General features: G+C 41.7%; 19 protein-coding genes. 11 read left to right on the top strand and 8 right to left on the bottom strand.

What is annotated here, in order from left to right:
* Nucleotides 1–44: 44 nt before the first annotated feature.
* From nadE to LI82_RS12485, 5 genes are all read right to left on the bottom strand, one after another.
* A complete protein-coding gene (gene nadE, locus LI82_RS07715) occupies nt 45–1013 on the bottom strand; it encodes an NAD(+) synthase (RefSeq protein WP_048194771.1) in 969 nt (322 codons plus the stop codon).
* Nucleotides 1014–1093: 80 nt separating this feature from the next.
* Nucleotides 1094–2107 carry an adenine nucleotide alpha hydrolase family protein gene (locus LI82_RS07710; RefSeq protein ID WP_048194769.1) on the bottom strand — a complete coding sequence of 338 codons (1014 nt, stop codon included), beginning with the start codon at nt 2105–2107 and terminating at the stop codon, nt 1094–1096.
* Nucleotides 2088–3566 carry a class I adenylate-forming enzyme family protein gene (locus LI82_RS07705; RefSeq protein WP_048194767.1) on the bottom strand — a complete coding sequence of 493 codons (1479 nt, stop codon included), beginning with the start codon at nt 3564–3566 and terminating at the stop codon, nt 2088–2090. The genes LI82_RS07710 and LI82_RS07705 overlap by 20 nt, the downstream gene beginning before the upstream one ends.
* A gap of 4 nt (nt 3567–3570) precedes the next feature.
* Entirely contained in the window at nt 3571–3816 is a 246-nt protein-coding gene (locus tag LI82_RS07700; RefSeq protein ID WP_048194765.1) for an acyl carrier protein, read from the bottom strand.
* 286 nt (nt 3817–4102) lie between these two features.
* Nucleotides 4103–4420: a 4'-phosphopantetheinyl transferase family protein gene (locus LI82_RS12485; protein WP_052402817.1), complete on the bottom strand. Its 318-nt coding sequence runs from the start codon at nt 4418–4420 to the stop codon at nt 4103–4105.
* A 935-nt stretch (nt 4421–5355) separates the two neighbouring features.
* On the opposite strand from LI82_RS12485, the gene LI82_RS07690 reads away from it, so the two are divergent.
* The 11 genes from LI82_RS07690 to LI82_RS07640 all read left to right on the top strand — a co-directional run bounded on the left by LI82_RS07690 (nt 5356) and on the right by LI82_RS07640 (nt 19168).
* On the top strand, nt 5356–6012 hold the full coding sequence (locus tag LI82_RS07690; RefSeq protein ID WP_052402813.1) for a cohesin domain-containing protein: 657 nt from the start codon (nt 5356–5358) through the stop codon (nt 6010–6012).
* 79 nt (nt 6013–6091) lie between these two features.
* Nucleotides 6092–7219, top strand: coding sequence for a PGF-pre-PGF domain-containing protein (locus LI82_RS07685; RefSeq protein WP_160174966.1), 1128 nt, complete (start codon nt 6092–6094; stop codon nt 7217–7219).
* A 284-nt stretch (nt 7220–7503) separates the two neighbouring features.
* On the top strand, nt 7504–7908 hold the full coding sequence (locus LI82_RS07680) for a hypothetical protein (protein ID WP_048194761.1): 405 nt from the start codon (nt 7504–7506) through the stop codon (nt 7906–7908).
* A 2-nt stretch (nt 7909–7910) separates the two neighbouring features.
* Nucleotides 7911–8888 (top strand): metallophosphoesterase, encoded by a 978-nt coding sequence (locus LI82_RS07675; RefSeq protein WP_135607275.1) that lies wholly within the window; start codon nt 7911–7913, stop codon nt 8886–8888.
* Nucleotides 8885–11719 carry a DEAD/DEAH box helicase gene (locus LI82_RS07670; protein WP_048194759.1) on the top strand — a complete coding sequence of 945 codons (2835 nt, stop codon included), beginning with the start codon at nt 8885–8887 and terminating at the stop codon, nt 11717–11719. Before LI82_RS07675 ends, LI82_RS07670 begins: the two co-directional genes overlap by 4 nt.
* Nucleotides 11720–11784: 65 nt before the next feature.
* Complete coding sequence (ade, locus tag LI82_RS07665) at nt 11785–13530, top strand: adenine deaminase (RefSeq protein WP_048194757.1); 1746 nt, start codon at nt 11785–11787, stop codon at nt 13528–13530.
* A 220-nt stretch (nt 13531–13750) separates the two neighbouring features.
* Entirely contained in the window at nt 13751–14833 is a 1083-nt protein-coding gene (locus tag LI82_RS07660; RefSeq protein WP_048194755.1) for an ABC transporter substrate-binding protein, read from the top strand.
* Between the two features lie 29 nt (nt 14834–14862).
* Nucleotides 14863–15516: a class I SAM-dependent methyltransferase gene (locus LI82_RS07655; RefSeq protein WP_048194754.1), complete on the top strand. Its 654-nt coding sequence runs from the start codon at nt 14863–14865 to the stop codon at nt 15514–15516.
* Between the two features lie 2 nt (nt 15517–15518).
* Complete coding sequence (locus LI82_RS07650; protein WP_048194752.1) at nt 15519–17261, top strand: radical SAM protein; 1743 nt, start codon at nt 15519–15521, stop codon at nt 17259–17261.
* A gap of 150 nt (nt 17262–17411) precedes the next feature.
* A complete protein-coding gene (locus tag LI82_RS07645) occupies nt 17412–18401 on the top strand; it encodes a FecCD family ABC transporter permease (RefSeq protein WP_236622712.1) in 990 nt (329 codons plus the stop codon).
* Nucleotides 18398–19168, top strand: a complete 771-nt coding sequence (locus LI82_RS07640) for an ABC transporter ATP-binding protein (protein ID WP_048194749.1) — start codon at nt 18398–18400, stop codon at nt 19166–19168. The genes LI82_RS07645 and LI82_RS07640 overlap by 4 nt, the downstream gene beginning before the upstream one ends.
* Before the next feature lie 142 nt (nt 19169–19310).
* Here LI82_RS07640 and LI82_RS07635 read toward each other — a convergent pair whose 3' ends face one another.
* From LI82_RS07635 to mpgP, 3 genes are read right to left on the bottom strand one after another with little or no spacing between them, the layout of a single operon-like run.
* Nucleotides 19311–20543 (bottom strand): glycoside hydrolase family 15 protein, encoded by a 1233-nt coding sequence (locus tag LI82_RS07635; RefSeq protein WP_236622711.1) that lies wholly within the window; start codon nt 20541–20543, stop codon nt 19311–19313.
* Complete coding sequence (locus LI82_RS07630; RefSeq protein WP_048194745.1) at nt 20540–21070, bottom strand: hypothetical protein; 531 nt, start codon at nt 21068–21070, stop codon at nt 20540–20542. The genes LI82_RS07635 and LI82_RS07630 overlap by 4 nt, the downstream gene beginning before the upstream one ends.
* A 27-nt stretch (nt 21071–21097) precedes the next feature.
* Nucleotides 21098–21925 carry a mannosyl-3-phosphoglycerate phosphatase gene (gene mpgP / locus LI82_RS07625; protein WP_236622710.1) on the bottom strand — a complete coding sequence of 276 codons (828 nt, stop codon included), beginning with the start codon at nt 21923–21925 and terminating at the stop codon, nt 21098–21100.
* Nucleotides 21926–21998 lie beyond the last annotated feature (73 nt).

Genomic DNA, 21998 nt, shown 5'->3' with positions numbered 1-21998 from the left:
TGATCTGATATCTTTAGCTTTGATATTTTTAGCTTGATTCAGGATCACTTGTCAAGATAACAAATAGGAGGCGCTGATGTGATGTATTTGGAAGCACTCTTTATTTTGTCAATACCTCTTTTTACTTTGTTTATTTTTTCTTCTGACAGTTCTGTATTCTTTTCAATTATTTCCATGGGCAGGTCATGTTCCTGTGAATATAGCAGCTGGTCCATAACATGTATCGGCATACGCCAGAAGAAGTCTTCATCAGACGTGAAGCTACTCCACGTATCAGCGCTTGGTGGCCTTTCTATTATTTCCTTGTCTATGCCAAGGAAATTTGCCAATGCATAGACCTGGGTCTTGTAACAGTCTGACAGAGGTTCGATATCCACTCCACCATCCCCATATTTCACGAACTGACCCAGAAGATATTCGGTCTTATTAGTGGTACCACACACAAGATAATTATTCTTCTCTGCATATAGATACTGGATCATCATTCTTGATCTTTGTTTTACATTCTGGATGCCGATCAGTTCTAGATAGTCCTTTGCTTTCAATCTGTTCTTTGCAACCACTTCATCATCTTTTACCAGCCTTATGGATGGAATGGTCAACATATCATTCTCTAAGAGACTGGGCAGGACCAATGAGGTCTTATGGATATTCGGATCATATTCCGGACAGGTTCTCTTTATTATCTGATCCTTTTTACCGTATGTGTCAAGTGCTTGCAATATTGGAGTGATCGGGACTTCTTCATATGAAACATCCATTGATTCACAAAGTCTTGCTCCAAGTTCTTTGCTGGATGCAGCTGATTCCTCTTCAGGAAGTATTAATCCGTAAACATTCTCCTTACCTACAGCCTGAACTGCCAGCGCAAGTATAACCGCAGAATCAATTCCACCCGAAACTCCTACAACAATCCCCTTTTTCTTAAAGTCCTTTACTCTATCTTCAATGAATGTCCTGATCTGAGATGCGTTCTTTTCTGCATCTTTGTTTAGTTCATCAATTATTTTCATAATGTCCCCCACTGGAATAATTTGCACGATATGATGGTGTCTGGTTTAGAATATTGATACGTCCCCATTTGTATGGAAGTTTATTCCGGGTCCATTTCAAGTTTCTTTGCAGCCATTTCTATCAATGGCTCTGACAATTCTTTATGTAATTTCTCCAATCCTTCTTCCCGGGTCATATCCCCGCTTCTCACAAGGCCTGCTATGTCGAAAGCGTATGGATGGATGTCATATTTATTGATATGATTCTGACAGGCAAATGCATTTAAAAGGCAGTTCGTTGAATTACTGTCATTGATCTTTGGAGGCATCCATCCGAGATCAATTAGCTTCTCCACTATCTTATCTTCATTATAATCCCACAGGCACATTGGGTGCAAAATAACCGGAGTGGCGTCTTTATCTATGCTTTTTATAATCTCACTTTTTAGAAGGAAACTCTCATCCTTGTCCTCTACACCTATATTTTGGAGCTGCTTCTCAAAAAGATCCCGGGACCACTTTATGAAACTGGGCTTAAGGTCAATTATGGGATTAGGGGCCTGGCCTGATGTGAAAGCAAAAACAATGAATGGTGCTTTATGAATAATTGCCTGTTCTATCAGCTTCTGTTTGATGATACTTATGCATGTGTTGCAGATATCACTGGCTCGATATCTGGCAAATTTTGAATATGCATTGGTAGATCCGGCTGCTTTTCGAAAAGTATCGCAAAGTGCTTCTTCTTTCATTGTCAGCTTAAAAAAATCGCAGCCAACGATCTCACACATCTTTTTTGCATTAGCGACAGCAGCTTCTGAAATGAAGGCATTATCAAACTGAATTGCAAGGATGTTAAGGAATGGGTACTCCTTTTTCAGCTTATAGAGTCCATATGAGGAGTCTTTTCCACCGGAAAGTGCAAAAATAACATCATATTCTCCTTTTCCACTCTTTTCTTCAAGCATTTTTCCTATGATCTCCAAATATTCCTTCTTTTCATCAGGAGACATGGGTTTATAGCTCTCACAGAACTGGCAAAGGCCACTTTCCTCGTTTATTGTTATACCAGGAATGTCTGAATCTAAAATACATTTCTTACATGTTAGCTTTGACATTTTGATACTCCTCTATTATAGACCTGTTAGATATTTTTCCACTTTTACTCAGTGGCAAGTTCTCGATAAGAATTATTTCCAGTGGACACAGGAAACCAGGCAGGTTTTTTCTGCAAAAAGAATATAATGCTTCAACTTCTGTATCCTGAGTTGGGATTACCATTAGACTGATTGCATTTCCAAGGTATTCGTGATCGACCGGGACGATGAATACGTCTGAAACTTCATTATTTTTCCCAATATATTTTTCAACCTCTCTTGGATTTATACGATGATCAGCAACTTTGATCAGGTCATCCTTACGACCCAATAATTTAAAGTAACCATTTGGCAACTTTTTTGCCAGGTCGCCGGTGTACATCCAGCCGTCGATCACTTTTTTACGGGTAGCTTCTTCATCATTAAGATAACCTATCAGTATGTTCTTTCCCCTGGCGATCAATTCTCCTGTAACGCCGGGTTCAACTGGCATTTTATTATCATCAACCACATCAAGTTCAACCCCTGGGATAGGTCTGCCTATTGCATCAGGATATTTTTCCAGGTCTTTTGATGGGAGGTAAGAAAGTCTTGCTGTTGCTTCCGTCTGTCCATACATTGGAATTATCTCGATCCTGTCATTCAACTGCTTGATCTGATCTATAATTTCGACTTCCATAGCACCGCCTGCAGATGCAGCAAGTCGGACGTTCCTGAATGATCTCTGGAAGCTAGAAGGATATTTTAGAAGAATGCGGTAGGTACTTGGAACCCCATAAAATATAGTTACTCCCGATTCTACAAGTTTAAAGGTCGATTCGAGAAAAGTAAGGCCACCTATCTTAATAGAACCACCTGCAACCAACTGGGAATTTATTATTGAGTTTCCAAAAGCATGGTGTGGAGATATTACTTGTGCAGCTTTGTCCTTTGGTGTTATGCTAAGTACTTCTATTATGGAATTTGCATTTGCTATTAGATTTTCATCACTTAGCATGACCCCTTTTGGAGCTCCTGTAGTGCCGGATGTGTACATTACAAGTCGTAGTTGATCATTATTGCTTTCACTAATTGCATTTTTACGCAAAGTATTCACAGAGGAATCCTTTGAAATGTGGATCACAGTAGTAAAATCTTCAAAGAAGTTGCCTTCAAATCTCGAATATTGCTGTTCGGTGACAATAATATTATTGATCTGGTTAGCATTAAGTATCTCTCTAATATTAGATTCTGTCAGTTCCACCGGGAGGGGTACAGCGATGTTATTCGATCGGTAAACTGCCATTAGGGCCTGAATATATTCTATACCTGATTCTGCAAAGATCGCAAATTTGCAATGATCAAAATCATCAATTTCTGCTGTTATAGTATTTATAGCTTCATCAAGAAGACTATAAGAAATTGATCTGTCCTTCTCTTCCAGTGCAGTTTTTTGAGGAGCTTCTTTAGCATGTTTTGCAATATATTCATCAATTCTCATAGCATCACTTTGTCAATTTTTGGACAAGTTTTACAATTCCGTTGATTGAATCAAAATTATCCGGAGTTAATAGGTCTTCAGGAATCTCTATGGAATACTTATCAGAAATAAAATCTATAAATTCGATCAATCCAATTGAATCGATAATTCCTTTCATCGTTAAAGAATCATCATCATTTAATTGTGTACTACTGTCCATAAAAGATTTATTTTGCAAATATGTCATTATATCTTCTTTAATTTCATCCATGTTTGTCAACCCATTCAACATATTCATTATTTAAAGAGCATAATAATGCATCATTAATTCAACAAAGCCATGTAGTATATGTATAAGGAATACTCTATGCTTCATAGCTGTTTGAACTACTTCCCCATAAACAAAATAACTTCAATCGTATATAAGATGTTCTTATGGCAAACAATTTCTTCGATTTGCTAATGATTTATCTCTACTATTTAATTAGGCAGCTATATATCAAAATTATCCATTCCGTATCTAAAAAAATTATATACTTTCGGAGTAGTTTCGTCATTTAACTGGTGATACTTTTTTGGAGATGGCATATATTGATCTTGTTATTTTTTGAAGCAAAAGCAACAGATAATACATATCTGTTATTTATGACAATTTCTTGATGATCGATACCATTGAAGTCAATTTCTTTATTCAAACATGCTAGCATACTCTGATCTGTCAGTTTACAATATGCTTCTCTCAATGTCCAATTTTTCAGTGTATCAACATTGTCTTTTTGAAACATATCTCTTTTAGATTCTGTATTCTGCAAAAGTTTCGGATCATTTTTTAAGTGTATCGGTCTTATGTATTCAATATCAATTCCTGTTTTCATTTTTGATATTGAAATAGCAACCAGGCTGTCGGTGTATGAGATACAGATATAAATATCATCATGTTTGTGTACGCACACACGCCCGGTATCATTTCTATAGAGGGAGATATCTAATAATGATCTTTTTTTAAGGATATGCTAAAGAATAAATTTCAGGGACGATCGAGATGCTATGAACCTTTTTCGAAAATAATTTGTTTTAAGTGTGTTCAGATATTCTTTTTCATCGCTGCTTAGATCTGATAACTCTAATTGATCATCCATTTCCAGATCAACTAAAAAAATAAGGGTATCGTTCTTATTCCATAATTTATAGATCGATAAAGAAAAGGGATGAGTTAACGATTCTAATGTTTTAATAACCATGAAATAACCTTTCAGTTTATGATAATAGCAACGATCATAGCAGACAATGATCAGGTTTGTAAATAATCTATTATATGCAAGTTAGTTCAGTGGAGATCTATTAATTTCTACTTAATGCTGTTCTACTTAATACTGTTCTGCTTAAATATGCTGTATGTGTCATATCATTTTTTACTTACTTCTCCAATATAGTTGAGTTGCAATATATTAGTTTTTGGGGATATAAGTATTTTAATGAGGGTTGGTTCAGAATTCTAGGTATATGAATTCAACAAATGTTTAATGGTGAATTCCGGACCTGTTATGTCTCAAATATTTTGGTATCAGGGTAGTATGGAAAGATTCTGGTTTTCCAAATGCATCCTTTTATGCTATCTACTTATTTTATGCGTTGTTATTATATATGGCTCTTATAAAAGTCTCATAATGATGAGTGTAATGACATATTTGTTTTTTTCATAATGTTTTTATAGTACCAACACCTTTTGAAATATGGGGATTTTGAATTTTGGTGATTAGAATCAAGCCAGTATAACTCATCAAATACATTTCAAAATAAAGGAAAAAACATGTCTAACATAAAAAAGATCTTGATAGTAGCAACTATAGTCACATTGCTAGTAGGTCTAACTAACATTTCTGCAGCTGCCTCAGATGTAACTTTAAATCCATCATCACAGGCCATTGCGCCGGGGGAAACTTTCACAGTCGATGTCTTTGTTTCTCCTGATGTTGATATTGCAGGGATCCAGTTCGATCTGCTTTTTGATAATTCTCAGTTCCAAATATCAGATGTGAGTGAAGGAAGCCTGTTCAAACAAAGTGGTATGGATACATTTTTTGTTTCAGGTTCTGTAAATTCAGGTTCTATAAATGATGCGTATGGTTGCATTCTCGGTGCTTCAGATGTAGCAACACCAGCAACTTTTGCTACCATCACGTTAACCGCAACTGAGCAGGCAAATGGAAGGTCAGAATTAGTCCTGAAAGATGTTATAATAAGTGATCCGGAAGGCAATTCTCTGGATCTCGAATTAACAAATACAGTAATATCAGTCTTGATTTTTGATGTAAACCAGGATAATGTGGTTAACTTTGACGATTATGATCTGGTTGAAGAACATTTCGATGAAACCACCTCATATCCTTATCCCCTATGGGATGTAAATCAGGACAATATTGTAAATGTCCTTGATATGATGTTGGTATTGTCACATATGGAATGATTAATGGTAAGGTGTACCGATGGAAAAGTATATTTTCATCTCTGGAAAAAGTAAATTTTATTCTTTACTATTTTTTTCTTTGTTTACTATTACCTGCCTTAGTGGGATTGCCAGTGCCAGTACAAACGTCAGCATAATGCCTATTTCTCAATCAGTAGATGCAGGACAGAACTTTTCAGTGGGTGTATATCTGGATCCTGATAGTCCGGTTGCTGGTGTCCAGTTCGACTTGTCTTATGACAGTGAACTTGTAAAGGCTGTCCAGATCTCAGAAGGTGAATTCTTAAGGCAGGAAGGTGCTATTGTCTGGTTCAATCCCGGTGAGGTCGAAAGTTCAAATGGGGACATTAATTCTGTATATGGTCTGATACTTGACAAGACAAGCGTTACAGAACCGGGATATTTTGCTATGATCCAGATGGTCGCTGGCAATATATCAGGCACAAGTTCTCTGGAGCTCTCTAATGTTGTAGTTAGTGATACTCAAGGGCAGATCATACCTATAGATGTTGTTGATGGATCAGTTTCTATCGGAGCTGATACTGCTTCATCTACCAGATCTAAGGCCAGTGACAAGGATGATTCGGAATCTGCCATAATTACCACCACAAGCGGATCCTATCAGGAAGTTGAGATAATGGAGAGAACTAGCCTGGCTGTGTATCTTGGCTCTCAGGTTACCTATCAGTTCGATAAGCCTGAAAATCCCATCATGTACATCAATTATGAATCTCTCACAAATGCCGGCAATGTTGTAGCAACGATTGAAGTCCTTAAACAGACCTCTCGTTTCGTTTCATCACCTCCTCCTGGTATTGTCTACAAAGATGTGAATATCTGGTTGGGTAAACCCGGTTATAGTAATGAGAGTAATATAAAGGATGCAGTTATCGGATTTAGGGTAGACCGATCCTGGCTTGAAGAGGAACAGATCTCTGATAGTTCTGTAATTATGTATCGTTATGAACAGGACCTGTGGGTACCCCTTTCAACAAAGAAGATCGATGAAAGTACCAGCGATGTGATCTTTGAAGCAGAAACTTCTGCTTTTTCGCCTTTTGCAATTGTGGCTTTCCGGTCAACAGATGATATTCCTGAAATAACAGGGGCTGATGATACTCCTGTAGAGAATAAAGATCTTGATCAGAACGCAGCCTTAATTCTGTGCATGTCGATATTGATACTTCTATTTTCCAGAAGGCATTAATTTATAATTTGTGGCTATCAATACTCTATTCGTCGAATTTGATAGCTTTTATTTTTTATTATAGCATAAAATCATCATGATCTCAAACAAGATCGAAATTATTAAAAGTTTCAAACTTGATGCCATGACATCTTATAATATCGATGTCAACTCAAAATTCATACAATTTCCTTAAAATTAATGTAGGAAAGGCCTTTTATGCAATATTCAATTCAGTAAGTGTAAGGAGAATTGTTTGGAACTAGGGACCAACGATCTGATAAATTCTTAAATGAGGCATCTATATGCTTGAAAGACTAATTCCTAAACAGAGGGCAACTTCCACCCGTCTTGGAGGGATCCTGATCCTTGTAGGTGAGACCATGTTCCTGTTCTCCATCCTGAACTTTGTGATGATCACCCGTATTCAGTATTACAATTCCGGCGATTCGTTTGCCAGAACGATCTTCCCGGAATACTATTTCTTCCTTTTATCAATGTTCATCGTAGCTTTCATAGGAATGTGGCTTACATATGTTTACATTTTCCCGAGTAAGCAGAAGTTCTCTCAGGAACAGGCAGTAAAGGATGACAGGAGTCCCATGTACAACCGCCTGGTACAGATGCATGATGAAATGCATGAGATGCAGTCCATGGTAAAGGAGTTGCAGGAAAAGGTAGATAGCTTAAGCAAAGAAGGACAGAAATAACAATGACGATAACGGTCGAGCCTGTGATCAATGAGCCTGCACTCTTAGTTTCAGGGGATACAAAGGCCCTTGTACTGGCAGATATCCATCTTGGAATCGAATGGGGCCTCTACCGGTGCGGTTTTTCCATACCAAGTCAGATAGAGCAGCGACTTGAACGTATCATGAAACTTGTAGAGCAGGAGGATCCTGACAGGATCGTGCTGCTTGGTGATGTAAAACATAACGTGCCACAGGTCTCCTGGCAGGAACGTGATGAGATCCCGTATTTTATTGGCAGTCTTGCAGAGAAAGCCACTGTTGATATATTCCCCGGAAACCATGATGGGGGTATAGAATTCCTGCTTCCGACGGACAGTGATGTAAATGTCTATTCAGCCCGCGGTGATATTATTGATGGCGTCGGCTATTTTCATGGTCACACGTGGCCATCGGTGGAATTGTTGTCTGCTGAGCATTTGATCGTTGCTCATAACCACCCAACAGTTCGGTTCACGGATGCTATGGGATATTCCGTGGTGGAACAGGTATGGATAAGGGCACGACTTGAAAGGGAAGTACTTGCAGCCCACTTCAAGAGTGCTGATCTCTCTCCGGGAAGTGAAGCCTGGTCGAATCCCGATGTTGTGGTGGTCCCGGCTTTCAACGAACTTTGTGGCGGAGTGGCTTTCAATGAGTCCGTGCGTGACGACCTTTTAGGACCGATATTTTCATCCGGTGCACTTGACATTGATAATTCTGATATCTATCTGCTGGATGGAACGTATCTGGGAATTCTGAAGAATATCAGGAAGCTGGAGGAAACCCAGTCCGATAGAAGCAGAAATTGGAAAAGCAGTAAAAATAGAATCAACAAACGGAAAAAAGATAGCAGAAGCAGCAAGTCAAAAGAGAGTTCCCTGAAGAAAAATACTGCAAAAGGAAACAGTAAAAATGGGACCACTACAAAAGGAACCGCCACAAAGGAGGCTGAAAAATGACCTTCGACAACCAATTTGATGTTTTTCATCCTGCCATTCAGGAAACTCTTGTGAAAATGGGTTTCACCGCTCCCACCAAACCCCAGGAGATGTGCTTTCCACATATCCTTGCAGGGGAGCATACATTCCTGATCGCACCCACGGGATCCGGAAAGACCGAATCTGCAGTTCTTCCGATGTTTGATCACATTCTTCGCAAAAGTGAAGAAGGGCGCACAGGCATTTCTGCTCTTTATATAACGCCACTGCGTGCGCTCAACCGTGATATGCTTACACGTATCCAGACATGGGGTAAAGAGTTAGGCATAACTGTACAGGTCCGCCATGGGGATACCTCACCATACGAAAGGCAGAAACAATCCAAGAACCCTCCTGATCTTCTGATAACAACTCCTGAAACACTTCAGGCAATGTTCACGGGTTCGCGGCTTCGGAAGAACCTTGAGTGTGTCAGTTACGTTGTTGTGGATGAGATACATGAACTTGCATCTTCCAAAAGAGGTGCACAGCTTTCCGTGGGACTTGAAAGGCTTGTGGAGATCTCCGGTGAGTTCCTGAGGGTGGGACTTTCAGCCACTGTGGGTAATCCTGATGTTGTCTCACAATTCCTTGTAGGTTCAGGCAGGGAAGTATCCGTTGTACAGGTTTCCATGATAAGCCTGCTGGAATTCAATGTGGTCAGTCCGCAGGTTACCGATGAGGATGTTGAACTTGGAAGGAAGATCGGCTGTGAGCCGGAGTTTGCATCTCATCTTCGTTGTATCCGTGAGATCGTGGAAAGCCATCTGTCAACTCTTATTTTCGTTAATACAAGACAAAGTGCTGAAGCCCTTGCATCGGGGTTCAAGATACTGGAAGCTTCAATAGGAGTACATCACGGTTCCCTTTCTGTGGATGCACGTATCGAAGCCGAAGAATCGTTCAAGGCAGGCGACATACAGGGTCTGATATGTACTTCATCAATGGAGCTTGGCATTGATATCGGTAAAGTTGATCATGTTGTCCAGTACGGTTCCCCGAGACAGGTTTCCCGCCTGCTCCAGCGGGTGGGACGTGCAGGACACAGGATACACGAGGTTTCCAGAGGTACGATCCTTGCAATGGGTTCCGATGATATTGTGGAGAGCATGGCCATTACAAAGGCTGCAATGGAAGGTAAAGTTGAGGATATAGTTCCCCACAGTGGTTCCCTAGATGTTGTGGCAAACCAGATATCCGGAATGGTCATCGATTTTGGTGATATTGAGATCAAGAAGATCCATTCCATATTGAGAAGGACCTATCCTTTCAGGGACCTTTCCATAGAGCAGCTTGAACGTGTCGTTGAACAGGTTACAGACTACCGCATGGTCTGGCGTGACGAAGGCTCCAGCAGCATTAGCAGGCGAAAGAAGAGCTGGCAATATTACTACGAAAACCTTTCAATGATCCCTGATGAGAGGAAGTTCGAGATCTACGATATCGTCTCAGGCAGGTCAGTGGGGATGCTGGATGAGGCTTTTGTTGTTAATTTTGCATCTCCGGGTGCAGTTTTCATTACCAAAGGTGATATGTGGCGTGTCATTGAGATGAACACCGATCGTGACCGTATAAAAGTGGAGCCTGTGAAGACCATGGGTGAGATCCCAAGCTGGGTTGGTGAGGAGATCCCGGTCCCGTTCGAAGTGGCACAGCAGGTTGGTCGCATTCGTTTCAGGGTATCTTTCCTGATACACGATGGAAAAAGTGATGAGGAGATCGTTGAAGCACTGATGGAAGAATATCCTGTTGATATTCACAGTGCTCTTGCAGTCATAAAGCTCATAAAAGAACACATCTCAAAGGGTTATCCGCTTCCTGATAATGATACGATCGTAATTGAGGATGAAGGCGAAGCTGTCATAATCAATTCGTGTTTCGGACACACTACCAATGAGACCATCGGGAAAGTGATAACTTCCCTTCTTGCTGCACGTTTTGGCAGCAGTGTGAGTCAGGAGATCGATCCTTACAGGATAAGGATGCAGCTTCCGAGGCGTATGAAGGCTCTGCATATTCAGGAAATGATCTACGAGATCCAGCCGGAGCATATTGAGCCGATCATTGAGATGACCCTGAAGAATACTTCTGTGATGAAATGGAAGATGGTCCATGTGGCACGCAAGTTTGGTGCATTGAGCAAGGATATTGATTATGATCGCATCAGCATGAAAAAACTGCTCGAGATCTACAAGGGCACTTCCATGTACGATGAGGTTATGCGTGAGATCTTCCACAACATGCTGGATGTGGACCGGGCAAGGGATGTGCTTTCGCGCATAGCTTCAGAGGAGATGGTCATACTGGTAAGCCCCATGCCAACTCCCATTGGTTCAGCAGGATTTGCAATGAGGCGTGACCTTGTAGCTCCGGAGAAAGCTGACAGGTCCATCGTCCTTGCCCTGAAGGACAGGATCATGCACGATCGGATCATCTTGTTCTGTGTACACTGCAAGAAATGGGTGTCACGCAGGAAGGTCATGAACGTTCCTGATGAGATACAGTGCCCGGTGTGTGATTCCAGAATGGTGGCCGCCCTTAAACCCTGGGAAGAGGAGGAGATCAAGCTTGTCCGTAAGCAGGATAAGGTAACTGCAAAGGAAGATGTGAAGCGCATTCAGCGGGTATATCGAAATGCCGGCATCGTGATGGGTAACGGAAAGCTTGCGGTCATAGCTCTTGCAAGTCGTGGTATTGGTCCTGATACCGCTTCACGTGTTATTGAGAAGATGCGTGTAGATGAGGAAACCTTCTACAGGGATATCATGGCTGCAGAAAGGAACTATGCCAAGAACAAGCAGTTCTGGAAGTGAGAAAAAGGCGACGACGGCTGCCGTGGCGTAATATCCTTATACTTTGTAAAGCCAAAAAACCTGTCATGGACATAAAGGACAGGATATTTGCAGCTACAGGCAAAGTTAAAGCAGACACGATCTTTACTGGTGGTTGTATTGTTAACGTTAATACGAAAGAGATTCTGGACTGGGACATTGCAGTTAAGGACGGTTACATTGTAGGCATCGGTGATGTTTCCTGCCTTAAAGGAGATGCCACTCATCTCATCGATGTAAGTGGTCGCTACATCTGTCCGGGGCTTGTCGACGGACATGTCCATTTTGAATCAAGTATGGTTACCCTGAGTCAGTTTTCGGTACCTGCTCTGCAACACGGTACAACATCTGTTGTGATTGATCCCCATGAGATAGCCAATGTCCTTGGTAAAAAAGGCATCGAACTTGTGCTTGAAGAAGCGTCATCACTGCTTTTGAATGCTTTTGTAGCAATCTCATCCTGTGTTCCTGCAACCACTTTTGAAACAGCAGGTGCATCCATCAGTGCAGATGATATTGATTCGCTGATCGATAACGAGAATGTTGTTGGCCTTGGTGAGATGATGGACTATCCCGGCGTATTGTTCGGGGATGAGAACAAGTTGTCCATAATAAGGGCTGCACTTAAGGACAGGCTCGTGGTCGATGGTCACTGTCCGGCAATTTCCGGAGAACAATTATGGGGTTATATGGCAGCCGGAATATCTACGGACCACGAATCTATTGAATATGAAGAGGCACTGGAGAAACTGCGTCTTGGAATGAAGCTTATGATAAGGGAGGGGTCTGCAGCTAAATCCCTTGATAGGTTCCTTCCAAGACTTATTGAGGATGGAGTTTCCCTTGAGAACGTTTTCTTTGTGACCGATGACAAGCATCCATCCGACCTGATGAAAGGCTATATGGATGTGATCGTCAGGAGAGCTATAGCAATGGGACTTTCCCCTATCGATGCGATCTGCATGGCAAGCATCAATACCGCAAAGCACTATCATCTTGACAATGTCGTTGGCTCTATTTCAATTGGCAGGAAGGCCGATCTGGTCGTACTTAACGACCTTGATACTTTCAGCATAGATTCGGTATATGCTGCAGGAAAGGCTGTTGAAGGTTTTACTGCTTCCTATGACTATCCGAATGTGGTTTTTGATACGGTGCGATTCCCACAGGTCAGGCCGTCTGATCTGCAACTGACAGCAGGTCCCGACAGTGATCACCGAGTTTCAGTGATAAAGGTCCTGCCCGACCTGATCCTTACGGAAAAAGAAAGTGTTATACTTCATTCAGACACCAATGGTGTACTGCTTCCGGACCTTGGTAACGATATCTTGAGTGTTGTCGTAATCGAAAGGCATGGCAGGAATGGTAACATCGGTCTTGGCTTTATCAAAGGAATAGGTATCAGCAATGGTGCTATCGGCCAGAGTATAGGTCATGACAGTCATAACGTTGTTGTAACCGGGGACAACCATTCGGATATGGCATTGTGTGCCAATACCATCCGTGAGATGAATGGCGGTATATGTGTTGTCAGCGATGGTAAGGTGGTGGGCAAGCTTGAACTACCATTTGCCGGGCTGTTGAGCACTCTTCCGGTCGAAGAGGTTGAAAAAAGATTGAACGATCTTCACATGGCAGTAAAAAGTATCGGTTGCAGCCTTCCGGCACCGTTCATAACCCACTCTTTCATAGCTCTCCCGGTGATTCCCTCTTTAAGGCTTACGGATATGGGGCTTTTTGATGTAGATACTTTTAGTCTGGTATCTCCAATAGTGGAAGATAAAAAAATTTAAAGGCATAAATGTTTTGATCTGTATTTCCACTTTCTTTTTTTAAAGACTGGCTTGATTAATTCGAGTTGTTCGGTTTTCTTTTCTTTTCTTTTCTTCTTTGAGAATCTTTTTGGTCCTGTTAGCATCTCGACTCATTTAGAAAACTTTATCTATCGTTATGTTCATCCAAACATATCGCAATATGTGGTAGAAGTAAAGTTCTTATTATAGAGGATATTCCATGAATAAAAAATTCAGATCCATTTTATTGATATGTGTGGTCTTGTTTGCGGTATGCTCAAGCGCATGTGTTGATCAAAAAGAAACTTATGCGCAGAACACAATATCGATAACCGATATGGCAGGAAGGACAGTTGAAATTCCAGCCGATGTGAACAAAGTAGTTGCTACCTCTCCTCCTGCAACAATGCTCATTTACATGCTGGCTCCCGATAAATTGGCAGGCTGGAATTTTCTGCCACAGGAATCGGAAACATATCTGAAACCAGAGTACCAGGCTGTTCCTGTGATTGGCGGGTGGTTTGGTAAACAGGATGGAAATTATGAAACCATTATATCTATCGGTCCTGATGTTGTCTTTGAAGGCTACAATAGCGGAGGGGATGTTACTTCTACTATCAATGCAAGACAGGAAAAGTTTGGTACAATTCCTGTTGTAGGTATTGAATCGACAACCGATGCCACGGCCTATGAAGAACCAATACGATTTATGGGTGAACTTCTGGGGGAAGAAGAACGGGCAGGGCAATTAATCTCTTTCTATAAAGGAACACTTGACACTGTCACTACAAAGGTCTCACAGATACCTGAAGATGAAAGGAAGCGTGTCTATTATGCAGAAGGTCCGGAAGGGCTGCTGACAGATCCTAAGGGCTCTCCCCACAGTCAATTGATCGAAATATGTGGTGGCATCAACGTAGCAGAATGTCCGCTTGACATAGGATACGGAAGGTCAGAGGTATCCATCGAACAGGTATTGCAATGGGATCCTGAAGTCATCATCACAGGTGACCGTGACTTCTATGAAAATATATATGAAGACCCTCTCTGGCATGATATCACTGCGGTAAAGGACCATGAGGTATATCTATTCCCGGATGCTCCTTTTTGCTGGTTTGACAGGCCACCGGGAGTGAACAGGATAATCGGTATACCATGGACAGCCAAAGTGCTGTATCCGGAAGAGTTCAGCGATCTTGACCTCAGGGGTTTTGTTAAGGAATTCTATTCAGAGTTCTATCACTATGAACTGTCGGGAACTGAGTTGGATGAACTATTGAATCCAGCTTCTAAATCCAATTAATGGTTTTTACAAAACAGAAGGTGGATTAAATGATAGACAGATCAAGTGATAAAGTTCGATTTCATGATGATTATGCCGAAGAGTTTGAAGATGTTGCGACCAATGTCTTTGCACCTATATATCCTGTTATTTCAGAGCAGATTATAGACAGGTGCAATATCAACAGTGGGATTTGCATTGATGTGGGCAGTGGTCCCGCATCACTTGCAATTGCCATTAGCAAGATCATGGTTGGTCAGGTCTATGCAATGGATTTCTCTGAAAAAATGGTTGCTATAGCAAAGAAAAGGATTGATTCAGGCAACCTCGACGAGAAGGTGATCCCTGTACTGGGGGATGTTCATGACATGCCTTTTGATGATAACTTTGCTGAGCTGATCGTAAGTCGTGGTTCCCTCTTTTTCTGGGAAAATGTGCCTGAAGCCTTCAGGCAGATATACCGGGTACTGAAACCCGGTGGATCAGCCTATATAGGGGGTGGCTTCGGAACAGCTGAACTGAAGTCAAAGATCACACGGGAAATGGAAAAAAGGGATGAGAACTGGTCCCAAACTGCCGCAAAAAGATTGGAACGATCCAAACTCGACTCTTTTAAAAAGGCGCTGTTAACTGCCGAAATAGGGCATTATGAGATAATAGAAGATGAATCCGGTTTCTGGATACTGTTCAGGAAGGTGGAATAAATATGCAATGCACCATATGTGAGATCGGTTGCAATATCGCAGAAGGAAAATATGGCCAATGTCGTATGTATGCCATTGAGGGCGATAAGATCGTTGAGAGATTCCCATGCAACTACTTTACGATGCTGCCAATTTCTATTGAAACTGTTCCGATCCTTCATTTTCATCCACGAGGAAAATTCCTGCAGGTGTGTACCATTGGCTGCAATTTTAAATGTGAGGGTTGCGTATCAGAGATCATTGCTTCACGGCTTGTTTCAGGTAAAAAGAATGGCGGAATGAGTAATGACCAGGTAATAAAAAAAGCTCTTGAGGAAGATTGTATCGGGATCGTTTTTTGTCTTAACGATCCGATCGTTTCATTTTTCACGTTTAAGGACCTTGCCAGAAAGGCTAAGGAAAACGACCTGTTTATCGGGTGTTCAACAAATGGCTATTTTGCAGAAAGCGCATTAAAAGAACTTATCCCGTTAATTGATTTTGTAAATGTCGGAATAAAAGGCTTCTCCGATGAAAGATATATTTCCTGCGGGGTCAAAAGCTCAGAACCTGTTTTCAGGAATCTGAAACTATTGAATGAAAGTGATGTTCATGTTGAAGTTTCTACCATCTACATCAAAGGTTCAGAAGATGAGGTTATAAATACTGCTAAATATGTTTTTTCTCTTTCAAAGGATATACCGTTCCAGATTATGAGGTTTGTGCCTTTTGGGGATGCAGTCCCGCAGATCGAACCAACGATCAGGGACGCTGAAATTCTGTGTGACAAATTAAGGCAAGATCTTACTTATGTCTATTTGTTTAATTCTCCGGGTACCGAATATTTGAATACGGTATGTCCCGAATGTGGTCAGGTGATTTTTCAAAGGGAGTTCTTCGGTCCCATGGGTTCACGCACAATAGCATACCTGCCTGAAGGAAAATGTGAATGCTCCGTCCCGGATCTTTTCAGGGGCTACATCAGCAAAAAAAATCATCATGAACCGGGTTTTATGGGAGGATACAGGCTTACCCGGGCTCTGGAGATGATCCATGCGATTCTGATCTGCCTTGGGATAAGAGACGACAGGAAACTTGCCGAAATATGGCTAAATGTCATGGAAACCGGATATTTGGAGGAGCTTCATACCAGTTCACAGAACCTTGATTCCTATTTTGATGTAATTGAGCATTTTGCCGCCCTTGCAGACAAAAAAAGGGAAGGAATGGAACTTGTGGATTATATGAAGGAGAAACTGGACCTTATCAGGTCGGGAGTAAAAAACACTGGAAGGCCACGGGTTTATTATTCTATGGGATATCCTCTTTTTGCGCTCAACGGAGAGCGTATTGAGAACAATCTTGTTGAAGCTGCCGGCGGGGAAAGTGTAAATCAGCTGATCAAGAGAGAGGGTAAACCCGGAGTTAATATTTCTCAGGAAGAATTTGCCGAAATGAATCCTGAATTTATATTCATATCCGGTTTTCTTTCAACCCCTGTTTCCGATTCATATGATTATTGTGAAAAGCATGGTCTTTCGGCAGATGCTGTAAAGAGCAGACAGATATACGGCCTTCGGCCATCCTGGGATTTCGGAAGTCCGAGATGGATATTGGGACTGATGTATATCGCAAACAAGTTGCATCCGGATATCTTTGATTTTGACATTGAAAAGGAAGCAAACCGGTTTTATGAAAAGTTCTATGGTTTTTCCTTTGATCCTTCAAGGCAGAACAGGTCTTTTTACGGTGCTTCATCTAAGTAATAACTGATTCAACAAAATTATCATGTATGCATGTTAGGATATGGGTTTGATATGGTGTCTGATACTGGAATAAAAAAAAGTTCAAGGTTATGGTGGATCATTCACAGGCTGTCTGGTAGTAATAATCAGATTCTCCTTGTATTTTTCCTTATGGTCTTTCTTTTTGGATTCTCCTTTTTCATTGGGAGGTATTCGATTCCTCCGCTTACTATAATGAGCAGCCTTGTTTCCCATTTGGTATCCCTGATCGTTTCGCTTTTTGTGTCGGTGGATCCTGCAAGCTCTTCAAATGTGGATACTGTAATATTTCAGGTCCGTCTTCCAAGGATCATTGCCGCCATGCTGGTAGGTGCTGGATTATCAGTATCTGGAGCTTCTTTCCAGGGGCTTTTCCGCAATCCGCTGGTTTCTCCCCATATTCTGGGTGTGGCAGCAGGTGCCGGGTTTGGCGCTTGTTTTGGTATCCTGATAAGTGAGAACATAATCATGATCCAATTAATGGCGTTTTCTTTTGGTTTATCTGCAGCTTTTCTGTCCTACGGTCTGAGCAGATTCTGCAGGGCAACGGTTACATTGGTCCTGGTGCTTTCAGGTATTATTGTAGGTGCGGTTTTCACTGCTTTGACATCCCTGGTAAAATATGTTGCAGATCCATACGACAAGCTTCCTGAGATGGTATTCTGGCTTATGGGAAGCCTGTCCTCTGTCCGGTTTGATGATCTTGTCTATGTAGCACCCGGGATGCTGGTCTCTATGCTTATCTTAGTTCTAATCGGATGGCGCATCAATATACTTTCTTTAGGAGAGGACGAGGCAAAATCATTGGGAATAGATACCCGGAAAATGACAATATTGGTTGTAATTTGTGCTACTCTGATCACCACTTCCGCAGTCAGTATAAGCGGGATCATTGGATGGGTTGGTCTTGTTGTGCCTCATATTGCAAGAATGATCGTCGGGCCTGAGCACAAAAAGCTTTTGCCAATGTCAATTTTCCTTGGTGCATCCTTCCTTTTGGTGGTGGACGATCTGGCAAGGAGTTTAATGAGTATAGAGATTCCCCTGGGAGTTCTTACGGCACTAATAGGAGCTCCGTTTTTTGCTTATCTTTTACAAAGAAAGAAGGTTGGTTGGTCATGATCTTAAGAGTGAACAATGCTTCATATTCGTATGACGGGAAGAAGAATGTATTTGAGAACATATCTTTTTCTTTAAATAAAGGTGAAACCTTATGCATACTTGGTCCGAACGGGATAGGTAAATCAACCCTGATCAAATGCCTTGGCAACGTGCTGAATTTGAGTAATGGGAATGCATATATTGACGGCAGGGATGTCTCTTCGATGAGCAGAACAGAGATAGCTAAAAAGATAGGCTATGTCCCACAGGCAGATCAGTCGGTATTTCCCTTTTCCATTCTGGATTTTGTAATGCTTGGCAGAGCACCGCATCTTCCTTTTTTCTCCTCTCCGGGCGAAAAGGATCTTAAGATCGCGGAAAATGCCATCGTTAAAGTAGGCATTTCTCATCTGATGGATAGTTCTGTCACAGAAATAAGTGGTGGTGAAAAGCAACTGGCTTTGATCGCAAGGGCACTGGCTCAGGAACCGGAAATATTGCTCCTGGATGAACCGACATCCCATCTGGATTTTGGGAACCAGGTACGTGTTTTGAACCTTATTGACAAACTTTCTTCTCAGGGGACTTCTGTAATAATGAGCACACATTTCCCGGATCATGCTTTTATAGGTTCAAAAAATGTTGCCATAATGCTTGAGAATAATTTCATAGCTCAGGGGACTGCTGAAGAAGTAATAACAAAAGAGAACATGACACTTGCATATGGGATCGATGTTGCTATCGATCATGTTAGTTCCGTACAAAGGAAGGTCTGTCTCCCGCTCTGATCTGCTCTTGTTGTTTATTCGGGGTAAAAATAAGCGATTATTATAAACAAGTGCAGACATCCTGTAATAGTAGGAACATGATACCTGCACTCATTTTTGCTTTTAAAAAGAACGATTTCTCGAATAAAGGAATGTTCCTCTCTTATCCAAACTTCTCAATATAGCTCTTGTAAGTCCTGATATACTCTGCATGAGGCCATATCAGGGGTATCGTTACGTATGCCATCCCGTCTTTCCATTTTGGATGGTTACGCACTTTCTCGATCATGGTGAGTTTACTATCCCTGAGGATCTTTGCGTTGGTATAGTCTTCATGCCATATCTCAAACCTTTCAATTGTTGAGATATGTTCAGGCAGGAGGTAGTTGTGTGCCATATCCACTACCCAGCCCATATACATCTCTGCCATATCCTGGTCATCAATAGCAATATAATGGTTTGCAAGCTGGCAGGTGAAGTGGCACCATGGGCCATATCCTCCGTTATTCCTGTCCCACATTTCCGGATAGCGGTTCAAGCCTCCGATCTCTTTGTCCCAGAGCCTATCATGTATCCTCCTGACAGTATAACGATTCTTTATGTCATGGTGATCGATGAGCTCAAAATATGCAGGTGCGTATTCCACAACATCCACATCGATGACGCTTGAGGCGAATGCATCATATCCGATAGGGTTGCTGCTTTTCTCTTTTACACGGATACATTTGATAAATGAGCGCCTACGCGGGCTATACATCCGTGTAAGAATGGCTTCCCTTATCTTTTCAGCCTCAGCTTTCCAGTTGGCGACATCTTCACCAAGAGCTTCTCCCATTTTTACTGCTGCGAGGATCCCTGCACAACAGGCAGAGTTGGCATAGATCTCAAAACCATGCTCGTAGGCGGGATATTCGTGGATGCTGTTCACGGTATGGATCAGGTCGACCTCTTCGTTCTTGTTCATCAGTATGAACTCAACGGCTTTCTTGACAGTTTCCCAGTGCTTTTCCACAAAAGTCCTGTCGGCCATCGATTCAAAGAAGAGTCCGCCCGTTGCTTCGAAATATTTTCCCATTGCAAAAAGGACCAGTCCGTTCCCATCGATCTGCAGGTCCTTGTAGCTGGCGTCATTTCCGTCAACATCATATCTCTGGGAAAATTCTCCCAGGGGCTTTTGGGAGTTCAGGACAAATTCAAGACCCCTTCTGGCCTCGTCCAGCATTTCGGCATCAATGCAGCCAAGTATTGCCACCGAGTGGTCTCGAGGGTAGATAAAAGGATATCGTGTTCCTGGCGGACTTGCATAAAATCCTCCTTTTTCATGCTGGTTGTTCTTCAGGATCTTTACGCTGTTCTCGTAGAGTTTTTCAGCTTCGATCAGGTTCAAAGAATTCACTCCTTTTTAAGGTAATTGATCTTACAAACGTAATATGCTTTTTCAAGATACTTATCCACATCTTCTTTTGTCATATTTGCTTTTTCAAGGGCTTTTTCGTTGTAGACTATATTGTTGGTACGGGGACATCTTGATCCCACGTTAAGAAGTTCAACACCTGCCAACAATCCTCGTTTTTTAATGTAGCTGTGATGAAGTATGCCTGTGACAGTTGTCAGTGCCGGATATTCCCATCCATCTTCTGCCTCCATCATTTGCTTGTTGGAAAGGTTTACAAGTTCTACGAATTGTGATGGTCTCTCTCCATATATCGCTATAAAATCAAGGAGAGTATTTGAAAACGGACAGACCGGCAAATAGTTAATGTCATCTTCACGAGCACCTTCAAATCCAGGTCCTTCGATCTCAGCTAATTCTTCCCCGATCTCACGTAACCATTCCAGTGCATTCTGGACCCCATTCTTGTCCACCATCTTGATAATCCCTATCAAAAAGGCTCTTGATATCATATTCTCAATTCGTATCATTCCATGTACCCCTTTATGTTCTTAAAATTAAATTTCAGACCCCTTCTCTATTATCTCGCTGACTGCATTGTTCCACCCTATGGGTCCGATACCCTTTACACGCTTTATTTTCGGATCGGTTATTGATGGGTCGTGTAAGCTGCCCGGCTTTTGTACAAGAACAGGTATATCCACAGATCCCAGCATTGGCAGGTCATTCAGGCTATCGCCCAGACCTACTGTAGTGATATCAGTGAACTGCTTTCTGTAGATGTCACTTAGCATCCTGACAGCTTTGCCTTTATCGTTGTTCCCGATAATATGCCAGTATCTGCCACCTCTGGTGTGGTTGTACCCTGCAGATCTTATAAGTTCCATCATCAGGGAGGCTTTTTCTTCAGTTTCATCAATTATCCGGAAGACCTCGTCATACTCGCGTAGCTTTGCAAGTCCTGCAGAGTGAATATCGAGTCCTGTATCCTCACTTACTTCTTCAGTGGTCATGTTTGCGAAATTGATTATCTCAATACCGGCGCTCTTGCTAATCTCCACGAGGGCATCTTTTAGATTGGAATAGTTGGTTCCAAGTTCTATGACATTATAGTCCCCGATCCTGTGATCAAACTTCAGATCAATATCAAAATATCCTTTCGGTATGAAGATGCCTCCTCCATTCTCTGATATGAAGGGATGGCGACAGTCCAGTTCCTCAACATAGACTTCGATCTCTGCACGGGTTTTGCTGGTACAGAAAATTAGAGGTACATCTTTTTGTTTTAGCAGGTTAAGCGCAGGCCTTGCTGCTTCATAAGAATAAGTATCATGGTCTATTAAAGTGCCATCAAGATCTGTAAATATAATATACCCCAAGATCATTCCTCCTGCCAGCAGTTTTTAAAAATATTTGGCAGCATGTAAATATTTTAGTCTACCGATGCCAGTTTTGAAT

This window comes from Methanococcoides methylutens (assembly GCF_000765475.1).
In the GTDB taxonomy this organism is placed as follows: Archaea; Halobacteriota; Methanosarcinia; order Methanosarcinales; family Methanosarcinaceae; genus Methanococcoides; species Methanococcoides methylutens.
This window is presented reverse-complemented; position numbering and strand designations above follow the sequence as displayed.